The 1,309-nt window shown below is 46.1% G+C and carries 1 protein-coding gene and 1 other annotated feature; the gene reads left to right on the forward strand.

The features are described from left to right. Positions 1–50 precede the first annotated feature (50 nt). Positions 51–1,270 (forward strand): IS3 family transposase gene (locus CXF62_RS01360; RefSeq protein WP_102092624.1). Its coding sequence is split into 2 segments (ribosomal slippage): positions 51–336 and positions 336–1,270, totalling 1,221 coding nucleotides; the frame shifts between segments, so codons are not numbered across the junction. Next, positions 326–442: a sequence feature (AL1L pseudoknot), on the forward strand. (Overlaps the previous gene by 117 nt.) Positions 1,271–1,309: the final 39 nt, after the last annotated feature.

The raw sequence follows: 1,309 nt of genomic DNA on the forward strand, positions 1-1,309 counted from the left end.
TGAACCGCCCCGGGATTGTCGGAGACTCAACATTCTGAGAGAATACGACAATGAAAAAACAAACCTACACTCCTGAGATTAAAGAACGCGCCGTTCGCATGCTGATAGAAGCGTTGGGCGACTATCCTTCCACATGGTCAGCGATTCAAGCCATTGCCCCTAAGATTGGCTGTACGCCTGAAACCCTGCGGTCGTGGCATAAAAAACACATCGATCAAACTATTCCTGCATCGGTGCAAGCGCAAAGTGATAAAGAGCGCATCAAGGAGCTTGAACGCGAATGCAGAGAGCTCAAGCAAGCCAATGAGATCATACGTAAGGCTGCCGCTTTTTTCGCCCAGGCGGAGCTCGACCGCTGACTAAAATCATGATTCAATTCATCGACGATCATAAGAATAATTATGGGGTCGAGCTGATCTGTAGAGTATTACCGATTGCCCCATCAACCTATCACCGTGCTAAAGACTTGGAGAGCTACCCTGAAAAACGCTCACTGCGCAGTCAACATGACGACTTTTACATCAGCGAGATTAAACGTATCTGGCAGGACAGCAAATGCCGTTACGGTGCGCGTAAAGTATGGCAGCAGATGAAAGCTGACGGGTTAAAGGTTGCTCGTTGTACCATAGAGCGTTTAATGAGACAGCATGGCCTACAAGGTGTCTGGCGCGGTAAGGGTAAAATAACAACTCACAGCCGTGATGATCAAAAGCGTGCTGATGACTTGGTTAATCGTAACTTTAGCGCTCATCGCCCTAACCAGCTCTGGGTGGCAGACTTTACTTATATCAAGACGATAAGCGGCTGGGTGTATACCGCTTTTATTATTGATGTGTTTGCTCGCGCTATTGTGGGCTGGAAAGTATCTAATCGTATGAACACAGATATGGTGATGGCGGCGTTAAATCAAGCAATAGCAGATAGAAACTATCCCAAAGATGTGATTCATCACAGTGATCGAGGGGTTCAGTATTTATCCATTCGCTATACTGATAAAATGGCTGACTGCGGTGTGATTGCCTCTGTTGGCACTACAGGTGATTCATACGATAATGCACTGGCTGAGACGGTCAACGGGCTTTATAAGTCTGAGGTGATTCATTATTTAAAACAGAACTGGACTGGTGTGAACGATGTTGAACTAGCAACCCTTGAATGGGTGGATTGGTTTAACAAAACACGATTGCATAGCACGATTGGATATGTGTCGCCCTTTGAGTTTGAAAAGCGGTATTATGATAATTTAATCCTGTCAGGCATTGCTGCCTGACTAAAGTAAATCAGCCTCCGATAAAGTCGGGGCGGTTCA

Origin of the sequence: Psychrobacter sp. MES7-P7E, assembly GCF_002863645.1 — a bacterium.
Taxonomy (GTDB): domain Bacteria; phylum Pseudomonadota; class Gammaproteobacteria; order Pseudomonadales; family Moraxellaceae; genus Psychrobacter.